This is a genomic window from Thermomonas beijingensis (assembly GCF_020034655.1).
Classification (GTDB): Bacteria; Pseudomonadota; Gammaproteobacteria; order Xanthomonadales; family Xanthomonadaceae; genus Thermomonas; species Thermomonas beijingensis.
Window position 1 is genome coordinate 160,347 of the sequence record NZ_JAIQDJ010000001.1, and the last position, 14,568, is coordinate 174,914.

15 protein-coding genes are annotated in these 14,568 nt (G+C 62.3%); 8 read left to right on the forward strand and 7 right to left on the reverse strand.

What is annotated here, in order from left to right; all coding sequences use genetic code 11:
• Positions 1-15 precede the first annotated feature (15 nt).
• Entirely contained in the window at positions 16-879 is an 864-nt protein-coding gene (gene ada, locus K7B09_RS00690; protein ID WP_223625571.1) for a bifunctional DNA-binding transcriptional regulator/O6-methylguanine-DNA methyltransferase Ada, read from the forward strand.
• 3 nt (positions 880-882) lie between these two features.
• Here ada and dnaG read toward each other — a convergent pair whose 3' ends face one another.
• The 4 genes from dnaG to rpsU all read right to left on the reverse strand — a co-directional run bounded on the left by dnaG (position 883) and on the right by rpsU (position 3,886).
• Positions 883-2,607 (reverse strand): DNA primase, encoded by a 1,725-nt coding sequence (gene dnaG, locus K7B09_RS00695; protein ID WP_223625576.1) that lies wholly within the window; start codon positions 2,605-2,607, stop codon positions 883-885.
• Positions 2,608-2,625: 18 nt separating this feature from the next.
• Positions 2,626-3,123: a GNAT family N-acetyltransferase gene (locus K7B09_RS00700; protein ID WP_223625580.1), complete on the reverse strand. Its 498-nt coding sequence runs from the start codon at positions 3,121-3,123 to the stop codon at positions 2,626-2,628.
• Between the two features lie 15 nt (positions 3,124-3,138).
• Positions 3,139-3,582 carry a GatB/YqeY domain-containing protein gene (locus K7B09_RS00705; protein ID WP_223625583.1) on the reverse strand — a complete coding sequence of 148 codons (444 nt, stop codon included), beginning with the start codon at positions 3,580-3,582 and terminating at the stop codon, positions 3,139-3,141.
• 88 nt (positions 3,583-3,670) lie between these two features.
• A complete protein-coding gene (gene rpsU / locus K7B09_RS00710) occupies positions 3,671-3,886 on the reverse strand; it encodes a 30S ribosomal protein S21 (RefSeq protein WP_115647413.1) in 216 nt (71 codons plus the stop codon).
• Positions 3,887-3,975: 89 nt separating this feature from the next.
• Between rpsU and tsaD the strand changes: the two genes are divergently transcribed.
• The 7 genes from tsaD to K7B09_RS00745 all read left to right on the forward strand — a co-directional run bounded on the left by tsaD (position 3,976) and on the right by K7B09_RS00745 (position 9,339).
• The gene (gene tsaD / locus K7B09_RS00715; protein WP_223625588.1) at positions 3,976-5,001 is read left to right on the forward strand and encodes a tRNA (adenosine(37)-N6)-threonylcarbamoyltransferase complex transferase subunit TsaD; all 1,026 of its coding nucleotides are present in this window, start codon (positions 3,976-3,978) and stop codon (positions 4,999-5,001) included.
• Between the two features lie 121 nt (positions 5,002-5,122).
• Complete coding sequence (gene folB / locus K7B09_RS00720) at positions 5,123-5,482, forward strand: dihydroneopterin aldolase (protein ID WP_223625591.1); 360 nt, start codon at positions 5,123-5,125, stop codon at positions 5,480-5,482.
• Positions 5,479-6,183: an SDR family oxidoreductase gene (locus K7B09_RS00725; protein ID WP_223625594.1), complete on the forward strand. Its 705-nt coding sequence runs from the start codon at positions 5,479-5,481 to the stop codon at positions 6,181-6,183. Before folB ends, K7B09_RS00725 begins: the two co-directional genes overlap by 4 nt.
• A complete protein-coding gene (locus K7B09_RS00730) occupies positions 6,180-6,674 on the forward strand; it encodes a 6-pyruvoyl trahydropterin synthase family protein (RefSeq protein WP_223625597.1) in 495 nt (164 codons plus the stop codon). Before K7B09_RS00725 ends, K7B09_RS00730 begins: the two co-directional genes overlap by 4 nt.
• Positions 6,671-7,855 (forward strand): class I SAM-dependent methyltransferase, encoded by a 1,185-nt coding sequence (locus K7B09_RS00735; RefSeq protein WP_223625600.1) that lies wholly within the window; start codon positions 6,671-6,673, stop codon positions 7,853-7,855. Before K7B09_RS00730 ends, K7B09_RS00735 begins: the two co-directional genes overlap by 4 nt.
• Entirely contained in the window at positions 7,852-8,274 is a 423-nt protein-coding gene (locus tag K7B09_RS00740; protein ID WP_223625603.1) for a VanZ family protein, read from the forward strand. Before K7B09_RS00735 ends, K7B09_RS00740 begins: the two co-directional genes overlap by 4 nt.
• 15 nt (positions 8,275-8,289) lie before the next feature.
• Positions 8,290-9,339 (forward strand): acyltransferase family protein, encoded by a 1,050-nt coding sequence (locus tag K7B09_RS00745; protein WP_223625607.1) that lies wholly within the window; start codon positions 8,290-8,292, stop codon positions 9,337-9,339.
• On the opposite strand, the gene K7B09_RS00750 is transcribed toward K7B09_RS00745, so the two are convergent.
• The 3 genes from K7B09_RS00750 to K7B09_RS00760 form a co-directional block, all read right to left on the reverse strand.
• Positions 9,329-10,573 (reverse strand): multifunctional CCA addition/repair protein, encoded by a 1,245-nt coding sequence (locus tag K7B09_RS00750; RefSeq protein ID WP_223625610.1) that lies wholly within the window; start codon positions 10,571-10,573, stop codon positions 9,329-9,331. The two genes, K7B09_RS00745 and K7B09_RS00750, sit on opposite strands and share 11 nt — an antisense overlap.
• A 6-nt stretch (positions 10,574-10,579) precedes the next feature.
• Positions 10,580-12,655, reverse strand: coding sequence for a lytic transglycosylase domain-containing protein (locus K7B09_RS00755; RefSeq protein ID WP_223625613.1), 2,076 nt, complete (start codon positions 12,653-12,655; stop codon positions 10,580-10,582).
• A gap of 276 nt (positions 12,656-12,931) precedes the next feature.
• A complete protein-coding gene (locus tag K7B09_RS00760) occupies positions 12,932-14,554 on the reverse strand; it encodes an electron transfer flavoprotein-ubiquinone oxidoreductase (RefSeq protein WP_223625618.1) in 1,623 nt (540 codons plus the stop codon).
• Between the last annotated feature and the right edge of the window lie 14 nt (positions 14,555-14,568).

Genomic DNA, 14,568 nt, shown 5'->3' on the forward strand with positions numbered 1-14,568 from the left:
CGCTAAAGTAAGCCTATGCAAAGTCCCGCTGCCTCACCTGCTGCACTCCATGCCGCCTCCGTGGCGGCGGCCTGTCGTCAAATCGAGACTGCCAGCACGCCGCCTTCGCTGGCGGAGCTGGCAGCGCAAGCGGGCCTCAGTCCCCATCATTTTCATCGGGTGTTCAAGGCGATCACCGGGGTGACGCCCAAGGTCTATGCCTCTGCACAGCGTGCGGCTGCGCTGCGCACGGTGCTTTCCGCGACGCAGACGCGGATCACCGATGCCATGTTGGATGCCGGCTTCAATACCAATAGCCGCTTCTATGCGCAGGCCGATGCCATGCTGGGCATGAAGCCGACGCAATACCGCGATGGTGGCCGTGCGGCACGCATCGAGTTCGCCTTGGCGCAATGTGCCTTGGGTGCGCTGCTGGTGGCGCGCAGTGGCCGCGGGGTGTGCGCCATTGCATTGGGCGATGCACCGGAGCCGCTGCTGCATGAATTGCAGGATCGCTTTCCACACGCCGAACTGGTGGGCGGCGATGCCGCGTTCGAGCAACTGGTAGCGCAGGTGGTGGGGTTTATCGAAGCACCCAATCTTGGTCTGGATTTGCCGTTGGATATCCGCGGCACCGCATTCCAGCAACGGGTGTGGGATGCATTGCGCAAAATTCCGGCGGGCCAAACCGTGAGTTATGCGCAACTGGCGCAACACATTGGAATGCCATCCGCCAGCCGCGCGGTGGCACGCGCTTGCGCCGCCAATACGCTGGCGGTGGCGATCCCCTGCCATCGCGTGGTGCGCAGCGATGGTGCGCTATCTGGCTATCGATGGGGGGTGGAGCGCAAGCGTGCGTTGTTGCAACGTGAGGCCAAGCCACAGGGCGAGGCGCGCTGAGTATCAACGTTGCAGCATCGCCTGCAGCAGCGCACGCAGCTCCTGCTTGCCTGCGTCGCCAAGCGCACCGTCGCGCTGCAGCTGCTGCAGTTCCTCACGGCGCTGTCCAAGGGCTTCAGCATCCAGTCGTTCAATGTTGTCGATAAACACTTGGCGAAGGACATCGTCCTCGCCCGGCAGTTCCAGCACGGCCAGCTTCTGCAGCGCGACGGCTTCCTCACGCTCGGCGAAGTGCTCCAGCAGCAGGCCGGTGGTGATATCCGGGCGCGCGTGCACCAGCAGCACCAGCTCCGAGAGCAACTCGATGCCGGGCTGCCGCAGCGCGGCGAAGCGATAGGGCGGGGTCAGCGCCAGCGCGAAGCCCGGGCGATGCAGCAAATGGGTGATTGCACTGCGGATGAGGCTGGGTTTTTGCGATGGGTTGGCAGGTGCGTGGCGCTGCATGCGCGGCGGCGGTGGCGTGCTGCCGCTGCGCACGCCGATGCCGGTCAGCGTGGTCAGCCGTTGTTGCATCAAATCACCGAAGGCCCCCTCGGGAATCTGTGCCAGCAGCGGTTTGCAGCGTTCGGCCAAGCGCGCCTTGCCGTCCAGGCTGCCCAGATTCACATCGACGGATAGCGATGCATAGAAAAATTCGGAAAGCGGGGTGGCCTGCCGCAGGCGCGCATCAAACCCTGCCACACCTTCTTTGCGCACCAGTGAATCCGGATCTTCGCCATCGGGCAAAAACAGGAACAGCGCCTGCCGGCCGTCTTTCATCCGCGGCAGCACCGACTCCAGTGCCTTCCACGCGGCGGCGCGGCCGGCGCGGTCGCCATCGAAACAGAAAAACACATCCGGTGCGTTGCGAAACAGCAGCTCGGCGTGGTCGGGTGTGGTGGCCGTGCCCAACGTGGCCACGGCCTGCGAGACCCCGTATTGCGCCAGCGCCACCACGTCCATATAGCCTTCCACCACGATCAGGCGGTCGAGTTTCTGGTTGGCTTGCCTGGCTTGCCACAAGCCATACAGTTCGCGGCCTTTGTGGAACAGCGCGGTTTCCGGCGAGTTGAGGTATTTGGGCGAATCCTCGGGGTCGATCACGCGGCCGCCGAAAGCGATCACGCGGCCGCGGCGGTCGTGGATCGGGAACATCAGGCGGTCGCGGAACTTGTCGTACACGTGGCCTTTGTCATTCTTCGAAAACAGCCCGTCGCGTTCCAGCAATTGCATGCGCTGCGGGGAGCTGCCAAGCGCATCGCGCAGCGCATTGAAGCCATCCGGTGCATAGCCAATCGCGTAGCGTTCAAGGATGTCGGCGGCGATACCGCGCTGGGCAACATAGGTCCGCGCTTTGTCGCTGCGCGCCAGTTGCTGGCGGAAAAAATCGGCAGCGTCTGCCATCGCGCCGTAGAGGTCACGGGTTTCCGGATTGGCATTGCGCTGGGCGGTATCGCGCGGCACCTCCATGCCCACCCGGCGCGCCAGTTCTTCCACTGCGTCCAGGAATTCAAGACGGTCGTACTGCATCAAAAACGACAGTGCGGTGCCGTGTGCGCCACAGCCGAAGCAGTGATAAAACTGCTTGGTTTGCGAGACGGTGAAGCTGGCACTGCGCTCGTCGTGGAAGGGGCAGCGCGCTGCGTATTCCTTGCCTTGCCGCTTCAGCGGGACGCGCGCACCGACGATCTCGACGATATCCGAGCGCGCCAAGAGTTCATCGATGAATGCGTCGGGAATGCGGGCCATGCGTTGGGATTATGCGGCTTACAACTCGTCGCGTGCGGCCAGTGCGTGCAGCGCATCACCCTGCAGTCGTTGCACGGTCCATTCGTCCATACCCACCGCGCCGATGCTGCGGTAAAAGCCAATCGACGGCGTGTTCCAGTCCAGCACACTCCATTCAAAACGCCCGCAGCCACGCTGCACCGCCAGCCGCGCCAAGGTGGCCATCAGGCGTTTGCCAAGGCCAGCACCGCGAAATTGCGGGCGCACGAACAGGTCTTCCAGATACAAGCCGCGCTGGCCCAGAAATGTGCTGAAGTTGTGGAAGAACAGCGCAAAGCCGGCCGGTTGCCCATCCACTTCGCCAAGCAAGACTTCTGCCACCGGCTGCGCGCCGAACAGTTGTTCGCGCAACGCCGCATCGGTGGCCACGGCGGCATCGCGCATGCGTTCGTATTCGGCCAATTCCACGATCAGTTGCCGAATCAGCGGCACGTCGTCCGGCGTGGCGGGACGGATGGCGATGAGGGTATCAGTCATGGCGGGACTCGCGGATCAGGACAGTTTCTGCTTCACCAGCTTGCTGACCAAGCCCATGTCGGCTTGCCCGGCAAGCGCCGGCTTCAGTACGCCCATCAGCTTGCCCATGTCGGCGGCAGACGCTGCGCCGGTGACGGCAATGGCCTTGTCGATTTCAGCCACAATCGCGGCTTCGTCGAGCTTCGCCGGCAGATAAGCTTCGATCACGCCCAGCTCAAAGCGCTCGATCGCGGCCAAATCTTCGCGGGCGGCGGCTTCGAACTGGGTGATCGAGTCCTTGCGCTGCTTGACCATTTTTTCGAGCACGGCCAGCACCAGCGGGTCGGTCATGTCGATGCGCTCGTCGACTTCTTTTTGCTTGATCGCGGCGTTGATCAGGCGGATGACGCCCAGGCGGTCTTTCTCGCCAGCTTTCATCGCGGTTTTCATGTCGTTGGTCAGTTGCTGTTTCAGGCTCATGGTGGCCTCCAGTTCAATAATCAAATTGCAGAAACGCGAAAAGCCGGCCACGCTTGCACGTGCCGGCTTTCGCAGACGCCAACCGCGCTTAGTACATGCGCTGGCGCTTGGTGACGTCGCGTGAGCTGCGGCGCGCCTGACGCTTCACGGCGGCAGCGGCTTTACGCTTGCGTTCCTGGGTCGGCTTTTCGTAGAACTCGCGCTTGCGGGTTTCGGCCAGCACGCCTGCCTTTTCGCAGGTGCGCTTGAAGCGGCGCAGGGCAAATTCAAAGGGTTCGTTTTCGCGGACTTTGACGCTGGGCATCGGGGAAATCTCGATTCTGGGAAACCGCCCGTCTGGTGGGCGAGCCGCGCATGATAGCAGTCAAATCATTTCCGGCGCAAGATAGGAGGATGAAAGTCCTTGGCATCGAATCTTCCTGCGACGAAACCGGCGTTGCCGTGTATGACACCCATATTGGCGGCGCGGCGGGCCTGCGCGCGCATGCGGTGTACAGCCAGATCGCCCTGCACGCCGAATACGGCGGGGTGGTGCCGGAGCTGGCCAGCCGCGACCATGTGCGCAAATTGCTGCCGCTGATCCGGCAAACCTTGGCCGAAGCGGGCTTGGGGATGGGCGATATCGACGGTGTGGCCTACACCGCCGGCCCCGGGCTGGTGGGCGCCTTGCTGGTGGGCGCCGGGGTGGCGCGTTCGCTGGCGTGGGCGCTGGACGTGCCCGCCATCGGCGTGCATCACATGGAAGGGCATTTGTTGGCGCCACTGATCGAGGATGACGCGCCGCAGCCGCCGTTCGTGGCCTTGCTGGTCTCGGGCGGGCACACTCAGCTGGTGGCGGTGGACGCCATCGGTCAATACCGGCTGCTGGGCGAAACGCTGGACGATGCCGCCGGCGAGGCCTTCGACAAAACCGCAAAAATGATGGGCCTGCCGTACCCGGGCGGCCCGCAGCTGGCCAAATTGGCCGAATCCGGCACGCCGGGAGTGTTCAAGTTTTCGCGCCCGATGACCGACCGCCCCGGCTTGGATTTTTCCTTCAGCGGCTTGAAAACGCAGGTCTTGCTGGCATGGAAAGGCAGCGACCAGAGCGCGCAAACCCGTGCGGACATTGCGCGCGGGTTTGAGGATGCGGTGGTCGATACGCTGGCGATCAAGTGCGCGCGCGCGCTGGATGCGGCCGGGTGCGGCACGCTGATCGTGGCGGGTGGGGTGGGGGCGAACAAGCGCCTGCGCGCCAAATTGACCGAAATGTGCGAACGCCGCGGCGGCCGCGCCTGCTTCCCACGCCCGGCGTTGTGTACCGACAATGGCGCGATGATTGCGTATGCCGGCGCGCTGCGGCTGGTCGCCGGCCAGCACGAGGACGCCACCATTCGCGCCGTGCCGCGCTGGGATATGGCAGAACTGCCGCTGGTGTGAGCCGGGCAGTGGCAGTCGTCGCGAGATAGCCGGGTATTCGCTGCGCGGCTTGAAATGCCGCTACGCGATTCACCGAACGGTCTCGCCGCCACGGGCAGGGTTCAGCCGGTATCCTGTTTCCATGACCGACATCGTTTTTATCGAAGGCCTGCGCATCGACGCCCTGATTGGGGTGCATGCCCGCGAGCGCCACACGCCGCAGCCGCTGCTATTTGACATCCACATGCGCTTTGACAACCGCATCGCGGCCACTAGTGACACGCTGGCCGATGCGTTGGATTACGAAGCGGTGAGTGCGCGGTTGGCTGGCTACATCGCGCAGACCGATTTCATGCTGGTGGAAACGCTGGCCGAATGCTGCGCCGATTTGATCCTGACCGAGTTCGGGGCCAAGGGTGTGCGCCTGAAACTTGCCAAGCCCGATGCGCTGGCCAATGCGGCGGCGGTGGGCGTGCAGATCGAGCGCGGGAGTTTTTCGTGAGCGTGGTGCTGGTCACCGGCGCGTCGCGCGGGATTGGTCGCGCCATGGTGGCGCGCTTCGCACGCGAAGGCTGCACGGTGATTGCCTGCGCACGCGGGGAAGCCGGCTTGGCGGCATTGCGCGTGGACGTTGCCGGCATTGAAACGCATGCCTGCGATATGCGCGATGCGGCATCGGTCGATGCGTTGGCGAAAGCCGTGTTGGCCCGGCATGGCGCGGTGGATTTGCTGGTCAACAATGCCGGCGCATATCGGCCGGGGCAGATCAGCAATGAAGACGACGATGCCTTGCTGGACATGTTGCAAGCCAATCTGTTTGGCGCGTATCGGCTGAGCAAACGACTGTTGCCGGCGATGATCGAACGGCGCCGCGGAATGGTGCTGAACGTGTGCAGTACCGCGTCGATTGCGGCGTATCCCAATGGAGGTGCCTACAGCATTGCCAAGCACGCGTTGTATGGGTTTTCGCGCAATCTGCGTGAAGAAATGAAGCCGCATGGCGTGCGCGTGGTGGCGCTGTTGCCGGGTGCCACCTTGACCGATTCCTGGGCGGGGGTGCCACTGCCGGACGCGCGTCTGATGCCGGCAGATGATGTCGCTGAGGCGGCGTGGATGGCGTGGGTGATGTCCGCGCGCACGGTGATCGAGGACATCGTGATGCGTCCGCAGTTGGGTGATATCAGCGACAAGGATTTTGCATGAACGAGACGGTGACCATTCGCCTTGCCAAGCAGGCGATGAAATTTTCGGCCGCGCACTTCACCATTTTTTCTGCCAGCGAGCGTGAGCGCCTGCACGGCCACAATTTCCGCGTGGAAGTGGACATCGAAGCGCACATGCTGGGCAATGGCATGTGCTTTGATTATGGCATCTACAAAGACACCGTGATTGCGCTGTGCCGTGAATTGAACGAATGGATGATCCTGCCCACACGCTCGCCATACCTGCAGATTGAGGAGCAGGGCGAGCATGTGATCGCGGTGTTCAATGGCCAGCGCATTCCGTTTTTGCGCGCCGATGTACTGCTGTTGCCGATCGAGAATGTCACGTTGGAAGAATTTGCCGCACATTTTTTGACGCGGCTGACGGCCGATCGCGACGAGCTGCGCCAGCACCGCATTCGTGCGATTGAAGTGCGGGTGTTTTCCGGCCCCGGGCAAAGCGCGGGCCGTCGCCTGCGGGTAGACCCATGAGTCCGCTGGGCGCGCCTTCTGCCGATGCGCAAGCACATAGCGCGCATCTGCGCGAGGTGATCCAGGAGCAGATCATCGCCGCCGGCGGCAGCATCCCATTCTGGAAGTACATGGAGCTGGCGTTGTACACGCCGGGTTTGGGCTATTACAGCGCCGGGGCACATAAATTCGGCAAGGGCGGGGACTTCATTACCGCGCCGGAGCGCTCGCCTTTGTTTTCGGCTGGCGTGGCCACCGCGATTGCCCCTGCCTTGCGGCAGGCAGGCAAAGGCGCGGTGTTCATGGAGTTGGGCGGCGGTAGCGGTGCGTTTGCCGAAAGTTGCCTGCTGGCCTTGCAAGACATCGGCGTGCTGCCAGCGCGCTATGTGATGTTGGAACCCAGCGCCGACCTGCGCCAGCGCCAGCGCGAGCGCTTGCAGGCGCAGCTTCCTGCTGAATTGTTTGCGCGTGTGGAATGGTTGGATGGGCCGATTGCAGAGATTTGGAATGGCGTGTTGTTTGCCAATGAAGTCATAGACGCACTGCCGGTGCCGCGCTTTGTGATTCGCGCGGGCGAGGTCATGGAAGAACACGTCGCGCTGGATGGCGAAGGGCGCTTTGTGCGTACTGAAAAACCCGCCGATGCAATGTTGATTGGCGCGGTGCGCAATATCGAACGCCGCTTGCCAGAACCTCTGCCAGAAGGCTATCGCAGCGAAGCCTTGGCGCAATTGCCGTACTGGATGCAGGCGGTGGTGGGGGGGCTGCAAAACGGCGCGCTGCTGTTGATCGACTACGGTTATGCACGCAGCGAGTTCTACCAGCCCGAACGCAGTGATGGCACCTTGCGCGCCTTCCGCCAGCAGCATGTGACCAACGACGTATTCGCATGGCCGGGCCTGCAGGACATCACCGCGTCGGTGGATTTCACTGCGGTGGCGGAAGCTTGCGTGGGGGCGGGCTTCGAGTTCAGTGGCTATTGCTCGCAATCCAGTTTCTTGCTGGGCAATGGCCTGGAGCGACATCTGCAGGCGGCAGAAGCGCAGGCCGCCGATGAGGTGGCGCGCCACAATCTGCGTCAGCAGGTCAAACACCTGACCTTGCCCAGTGAAATGGGCGAGCGCTTCCAGGCGATTGGCTTCCAGCGCGGTGTGGAGCTGGATGCGGCGTTCTTGCTGGGTGACTTGAGCCACCACTTATGACAACACCGCCGCGCCACTTTGGGCACTCACTCAAGCCTTTCCATTACCCACGTGCATGGATGGTGCTGTGGATATTGGCCATCGCGATTGTGGTTGCCGGTGAGTTGTTGCCGGGCAAGGATTTGCCGTCGCTGTCGATGAGCGACAAAAGCGAGCACTTCATTGCGTATGCGTTGCTGTCGGCCACTGCGGTGCAGTTATTTGCTCGGCGCTTGTCGTGGGCATTTGTGTGCTTGCTGCTCGTGTTGATGGGCATTGCGCTGGAGTTTTTGCAGGGGGCCATGGGGTTGGGCCGCAGCATGGATCGCTATGACGCACTGGCCAATACCATCGGGGTGTTGATCGGTCTTGCTACCGCATTCACGCCGCTGCGGGATCTGTTGCTGTGGGTGGATCGACGCTTGTCATCCAGGAACTGAAAGGAAAGCATCACGATGCAGATAGTGGCCAACACCGCGCCACGGCGTTTTGTTTCGGTGGATGTGCTGCGCGGCTGGGCGGTGGTGGCGATGCTGTTGGTCAACTATCCCGGAAGTTGGGATCATGTCTTTGCACCGCTGGAGCATTCCGAATGGAATGGCTTCACACCCACCGATTTGATCTTTCCCCATTTTCTGTTTGTGGTGGGCGTCTCGATTGCGCTGGGCCTGCGCCCGGGGGGATCGCTATCCAAGCTGTGGTTGCGCGCATTGCGGTTGGTGGTAGTGGGCATGGGTCTGTATCTGGTGGCCATGTGGGGCTACGACAAAGCGCACTTCCGCGTCTGGGGTGTCTTGCAGCGCATCGGCCTGTGCTACGGCGTGGCCGCTACGCTGGCGTTGACGCTGCACCCACGCATGCAATGGGCGGTTATCGGCGGCATTCTGCTGGGCTATTGGGTGCTGCTCGCATGCAATGGCGGCTATGTGCCGTGGGACAACCTGGCCAGCCGCATCGACACTTGGTTGGCGGGCGTGCACAACTATCAATTCGATGCCGCCACCGGCAAAGCGCATGACCCCGAAGGCCTGCTGAGTACCTTGCCCGCGATTGCCACCACCCTGCTTGGCGTGCGCGCAGGTAGCTGGTTGCGTGAGTATGTCGGCAGCCGTTTGTTGCTTGCGGGGCTGGTGATGCTGGCCATCGGCTGGCTGTGGCATCTGCTGATGCCGATCAACAAGAATCTCTGGACGTCGTCATATGTGGTGTACGCCGCCGGCTGGTCGCTATTGCTGCTGGCACTGTTTCATTGGTTGTTTGATCTGCGCGGCGCGTACCCCTTGGGGCGCAGTATGGGCATCAATGCCATCACCGCGTATGCCGGTTCGTGGTTGATGGCCTGTGTCTTCGAAAAGCTGGGCGTATTTGCAGCGGCCTATGCGCAGGCTGCGGCGTTGCTGGATGCAGGCAAACTCGCGTCATTGACCGTGGCGGTGGTGTTCGTCGCGTTTTGGTGGCTGTTGATGTGGGCGATGGAAAAGAAAGGTTGGCGGATCACGATTTAGCCGCCGCAATCGCGGCGCTACGCGCCTTGCGCAACGCCTCGCCAAATGCGGGGCCGCGGATGCCTTGTGCTGCGATGGCATCACTGCGTACCGCCAGCGCCGCCGCATGCAACCGACGCAAGGTGTTGGCCTGCGGGTACGCGGTTTCAGCATGACCCAACCGCCCACGCGCATCGGCTTCGCACACCGTGGCTAGCTGGTCGATGCGAGCCGGTTTGCGAAAGCCATCGCAACGGGCGATCAAGTCGTGCACGGTGCTGGGTTTGAGTTCGTCGATGCGATGCACATTGAGGTGCTCGCGGCAGCACAGCATCGCCAGCTCGCGATATTCGGCGGGCACTTTCAAGCGCTCACTCAAGGCCTGTGCGGGCGCGACGCCGCGATGCTCATGCAGCAAATGGCGTGGCCATTCTGCGGCCGGTGTCAGGGCTTTGCCCAAGTCATGGCAGAGCGCGGCGTAGCCAATGGCATCCTCGCCCGGAGCCAGCTGCGCAGCCATGTCGCAAACCAGTTCCAGATGCGTGCCGGTATCCACTTCCGGGTGATAGTCCACGCGCTGCGGTACGCCGTAGAGGGCGTCCACTTCAGGCAGCACCGCATGCAGGGCATTGACTTGCCGCAGCGTGTGCAAAAATGCCGAAGGCTTGGTGCTGCGCAGGGCTTTGCCCAATTCTTGCCATACGCGCTCCGGCACCAGTGCGTCTAATTCGCCGCTCGCGGCCATTTGCTGCATCAGCGCCAAGGTTTCGGGGGCGATGGTGAAGCCCAGCGACGCAAACCGCGCCAGCAGCCGTGCCGCGCGCAGGATCCGCAATGGGTCCTCGGTGAACGCTTCGCTGACATGGCGCAACACCCGCGCCTGCACGTCGGCCACACCGCCAAATGGATCCACCAAATGGCCATCATCGGCACGCGCAATTGCGTTGATGGTGAAATCACGGCGACGTAAATCGTCATCCAAACACACCGATGGGTCGGCATGCACCACAAACCCGGTATAGCCGCGCCCGGATTTGCGCTCGGTACGCGCCAGCGCGTGTTCCTCACCGGTGTCGGGGTGCAAAAACACGGGGAAATCCCGGCCCACCTGCTTGAAGCCGGCATCCAACATCTGCTGCACGGTTGCGCCCACCACCACATAGTCGCGGTCGCCGGGCGTCAGCCCCAACAAGGCATCGCGCACGGCGCCGCCGACGAGATAGGTTTGGGTGGTGGCTGGAAGTGGCGTGGGCATGTGGGTTTATCGGCGCTTTTGCGGTTTGTTGGCAGGTGGCGATACTGTAGGCGGCGCTGCGGTTTTTACCGCGTCAGGGACTGGGCATTCAAAGCCCTTGCGCGGGCCGGTGGTGATGCCCAAAAGGCGGTCGGACAGGCGCAGGGCATCGCCGTTGAGACGCCAGTCGTAGACGGTGCTGAAGCTGAGCACGCGGGCGACGTATTCGCGGGTTTCCTTGTAGCCGATGGTTTCGATCCAGAGGTCGGGATCGATATCCGGACGTTGACTCACCCAGCGGTTCAGCGGTGCCGGGCCGGCGTTGTAGCCGGCGATGACTTGATAGGGCTTGCCGCCATAGCGGTCCATCAATTGCCGCAGATAGGCACTGCCCAGGGTGATATTGGTGTCGGCATCAAACAGGCTGTCGCCGCCACCCCAGGCCTGCCCAAGTTTGGCGGCCACGCTGGCGCCGGTGCCGGGCAGGACTTGCATCAGGCCACGCGCATCGGCGGCCGAGCGCGCATTGGAATCAAACACCGACTCTGCGCGGATTTCAGCGGCCACCCACGCGGGGTCCAGATGGTTGCGTGTGGCCTCGCGGCGGATGCTGGCCTCGTGATGCAGCGGAAAACGCAGCTGATACAGGCGTTGTTCGTCCGGATAGCGTTTACCGCCCACATTGACCAGCGCGAACACGCCACGGTCGAACCAGCCATTGTCCTGCGCCACTTCCACTGCCAACCGGCGCTGCTCATCGGTAAAGCCGGACAGCGCGTCGTTCCATTCGCGCACTGCCCAGCCTTTACGGTCCAGCATGTACAACTGCAAGGCGCGCACCATGGCCGGACTGCGTGCCACGATGGCTTTGGCGGCGGCGCTGGCATCCAGCTGCCACGGGCAAAGGGCATAGGGCTGGTTCAAACGGTCGGCGGCCAGAAAGCCGTAAAAATCGGTCTTGCGTGCCGCTTGCGCATACAACGCCTTTGCGCTTGCGCTATCACCACCGAGTTCGCTGGTGCGGGCGGCAAAATACAGCCAGCGTGAATCGTTGCGCTGGGCATCGGGCATCTTGCGGATGGCGGCCAGGGCGGCAGGCCAATCGCTGCGGGTCAGTGCCTCACGCACGCGCCATTCGCGCAGGTTGTCATCGAAGGCCGATTCGGGCACCGCGGCCAACCGACGTGCGGACTCCGGCAGATACGAGGCCACTGTCCATAGCGCGATTTGCGCCAGCACGCGGCCATTATCCGGCTCGCCAAACGCCAATGTTTTTGCGGCCGATGGCAGCAACGCTTCGGCGCGATCCGGCGCACTTTTGGCAAGGCGTGCCAACGCCATGGAGGCCACCAAGCGGCTGCGCGGTGTTTTTGGCCAAGTGTCCACCGCGGCATCGGGTTTATCGAAAAACGCCGCATACGCATTGGCCTGCGCGGCATCAGCGGCAGGCAGGCCGCGTGCAATGCTGCGCATCACGGCGGGTTGTGCGTCGCTGACCGCCAAATCAAAACGCTGCCAGCGCAGCGCATCACTCAATTCGCCACGCGCTGCGAGCAGCGCAAACGGGGCATCGCAACTGCCGGGCAGGGATTTGCCGCTGCTGCGCCACAGTGCTTGCGCATCATTCGTCCACGTCTTGTCGATGCGGTTGCTGGCAGCCAAGGCGGTGAGGCGCTGGCAACGCAGGCCGGCATCGTCGATGCTGGCATCCCACAAATTCAAAAAGGTTGGCCACTCATTGCGCTTGGCAATCGCGTTCAGCCATTCGTTGCGAAAGGCATCACCCACGGCCTCGCCTTTATGCGCCGCCAGGAACGCATTGCCGCGCACCAGCGGCAAGCTGTCCAGTTGTTTGCGCAACGAGGCGTACTCCAGCCACGCCGCCAATGGCTGGCTGCTGAAACCGGCCAACGCCAGGTCATTCAAACCGCCACGCGATGCGGCATCAAACGCCGCTTTCAATGCCGGGTCGGGTGCGGCAATCCTGATGGGTGAGCGCTGCAGTAGCGGGCTGGGACGCGGGTTGGCGGTTTGTGCCGCAGCCGTCACACCGCACAGCGCCATTGCCAATATGGCCACCATGGCCGAGGTGAACTTGTGCATGACGTGACTATAGCTGGAGCGCAGCGTTGCGGGGCAGTGGGTATTTAGTGCCATCCAGCAAACCGCAGAGCTGAGCTTGCCCCAAGCCAGGCTGTTTGGACGGGCGTTCGTGGAATGGGGGCAGGATCAATGGGGTTCCCCTTGCCTGCATGACGGCAGCTTGGAGGGTCAGCTCTCGGTTCCGGTGCGGAAATGGAGTGTCCACTGGCGCATAGGCAACTCAGAAAAGCTCACGGTATCGGCTGTTTTGCGCCTGATGTGACGTCATGCAGGGGCTCAAAGATTCTGATAATTCGGCCCGCTGCCGCCTTCCGGGGTGACCCAGTTGATGTTTTCGTAGGGGTCTTTGATGTCGCAGGTTTTGCAATGCACGCAATTGGCGGCGTTGACCTGGAGGCGTTTGCCGGTGGCATCTTCCACCATTTCATAGACACCTGCAGGGCAGAAGCGGGTGCATGGGTTGGCGTATTCTTTGGCGCATTGGCTGACGCAGACGTCGGTGTTGAGCACATGCAGGTGCACCGGCTGGTCTTCGTCGTGCGAGGTGGCGGCGTAATAGACGCTTTGCAGGCGATCACGCGGAATCAGCGTGCGCTCCACATAGTCGCGCTTTGGAGCTTCGAACTGGCCGAGCTTGTGCAGTGATGACCAGTCCGCTTTGTTCTTCAAGGTCCACGGTGAATAACCATTGGTGACGGTTTCCCAAGCGGCGTTGAGCATGCCAAACCACAACCCTTTCTTGAACGCGGGTTTGATATTGCGGACAGTTTTCAATTCCGCCATGGCGTCGGAGGCACGCAACTTGGCGTCAAAGCCGTCTGCTTGTAATGCGCTGCTCACCAAATGTTCGGCGGCCAACATGCCGCTGCGAATGGCCTGGTGAGTGCCTTTGACCTTGGGCACGTTGAGCAACCCTGCGGTATCGCCAATGAGCAATGCGCCGGGCATGTCGCACCTGGGCAAGGATTGATAACCGCCGGTGACAATCGCACGCGCGCCGGCCGACAGGATGTTGCCGCCGTCCAGCAAAGGTTTGACCATCGGGTGATTTTTCCATTGCTGGAATGCTTCCCATGGCTTGTAGTTGGGGTCGGTGTAATCCAGCCCGCTGACATAGCCCAGCGCAATTCGGCCTTGGTCGAGGTGATACAGGAAACTGCCGCCATAGGTGTGGCTATCGGCCGGCCAGCCAAAACTGTGCACGATTTTGCCGGGTGTCACGCGTTCTTCCGCGACCTGCCATAGCTCTTTGATGCCAATCGAATAGCCTTGCGGGTCGCAATCGGCATCCAGTTGGAAGCGTTTGATCAGACGCTTGGTCAAGTGGCCACGTGCGCCTTCGGCCAGCACGGTGACTTTGGCGTGGATATCAATGCCGGCGGTGAAGCCGGGTTTGTGCGCGCCGTCCTTGGCCACACCCATATCGCCGATGCGCACGCCGATGACCTTGCCGGATGCGTCATGCAGGGTTTCGGCTGCCGCAAAGCCGGGGTAGATTTCCACGCCCAATGCTTCTGCCTGCGGTGCCAGCCATGCACACATGGCACCCAAGCTGATGATGACATTGCCGTGATTGGCCATACCTGGCGGCGTTGGCAATTTGTGGCCGCCGGTTTTGGTGAGCAACCAGAACTCATCATGCTTGGCATCGATGCAAATCGGCGGTGGATTGCTGCGCCAATTGGGCAGCAGCGCATCCAGCGGGCCGGTTTCGATCACTGCACCGGACAGGATGTGCGCGCCGATGTTGCTGGCCTTTTCGATCACGCACACGGTGATTTCGGGATTGAGTTGCTTGAGTCGAATGGCAAACGACAGCCCGGCAGGGCCGCCACCAACTGTGACGACGTCGTATTCCATCACGTCGCGTTCGATGGACGCGGTAGCAGGCTGGTTCATGCGGATCTCCTTGG

Bases quoted from the DNA above. Each gene is read 5' to 3' on its own strand.
- ada (WP_223625571.1), top strand. From the start codon at position 16: ATGCAAAGTCCCGCTGCCTCACCTGCTGCACTCCATGCCGCCTCCGTG.
- dnaG (WP_223625576.1), bottom strand. From the start codon at position 2,607: ATGGCCCGCATTCCCGACGCATTCATCGATGAACTCTTGGCGCGCTCG.
- K7B09_RS00700 (WP_223625580.1), bottom strand. From the start codon at position 3,123: ATGACTGATACCCTCATCGCCATCCGTCCCGCCACGCCGGACGACGTG.
- K7B09_RS00705 (WP_223625583.1), bottom strand. From the start codon at position 3,582: ATGAGCCTGAAACAGCAACTGACCAACGACATGAAAACCGCGATGAAA.
- rpsU (WP_115647413.1), bottom strand. From the start codon at position 3,886: ATGCCCAGCGTCAAAGTCCGCGAAAACGAACCCTTTGAATTTGCCCTG.
- tsaD (WP_223625588.1), top strand. From the start codon at position 3,976: ATGAAAGTCCTTGGCATCGAATCTTCCTGCGACGAAACCGGCGTTGCC.
- folB (WP_223625591.1), top strand. From the start codon at position 5,123: ATGACCGACATCGTTTTTATCGAAGGCCTGCGCATCGACGCCCTGATT.
- K7B09_RS00730 (WP_223625597.1), top strand. From the start codon at position 6,180: ATGAACGAGACGGTGACCATTCGCCTTGCCAAGCAGGCGATGAAATTT.
- K7B09_RS00735 (WP_223625600.1), top strand. From the start codon at position 6,671: ATGAGTCCGCTGGGCGCGCCTTCTGCCGATGCGCAAGCACATAGCGCG.
- K7B09_RS00740 (WP_223625603.1), top strand. From the start codon at position 7,852: ATGACAACACCGCCGCGCCACTTTGGGCACTCACTCAAGCCTTTCCAT.
- K7B09_RS00745 (WP_223625607.1), top strand. From the start codon at position 8,290: ATGCAGATAGTGGCCAACACCGCGCCACGGCGTTTTGTTTCGGTGGAT.
- K7B09_RS00750 (WP_223625610.1), bottom strand. From the start codon at position 10,573: ATGCCCACGCCACTTCCAGCCACCACCCAAACCTATCTCGTCGGCGGC.
- K7B09_RS00755 (WP_223625613.1), bottom strand. From the start codon at position 12,655: ATGCACAAGTTCACCTCGGCCATGGTGGCCATATTGGCAATGGCGCTG.
- K7B09_RS00760 (WP_223625618.1), bottom strand. From the start codon at position 14,554: ATGAACCAGCCTGCTACCGCGTCCATCGAACGCGACGTGATGGAATAC.